This window comes from Streptococcus sp. CCH8-H5 (genome assembly GCF_001556505.1).
Taxonomy (GTDB): Bacteria; Bacillota; Bacilli; order Lactobacillales; family Streptococcaceae; genus Streptococcus.
Genome location: NZ_LSIZ01000080.1, coordinates 1 through 276, shown reverse-complemented (window position 1 = coordinate 276; position 276 = coordinate 1). Strand labels below are relative to the sequence as shown.

1 protein-coding gene is annotated in these 276 nt (G+C 38.8%); it reads left to right on the top strand.

The features are described 5' to 3' along the window. On the top strand, positions 1 to 276 hold a 276-nt coding region (locus tag AX663_RS10785), incomplete at both ends, for a hypothetical protein (RefSeq protein ID WP_197414199.1).

Sequence of the window (276 nt, the reverse complement as noted above, 5' to 3'; positions counted from 1 at the left end):
TTGGACGTTACTACAAGTTCGACATCCCAACAACAGTTAAAGCTGATGTACCTGGTGGTGTAGATATCGAAAACACTGCGGCTCAAGTAGTTAATTACTACAACCCAACAACTAAGAAAGTCGAAAAACCAAACAAACCAACTGAAAAACGTGTAAACAACGTTCCAGTTGAAGTGGAATTCAACTTTACTAAACGTTTGGAAGGCCGTGAGCTTAAAGCTAACGAATTCAGCTTCGTTCTTAAAGATTCAGAAGGTAAGACTCTTGAAACTGTAA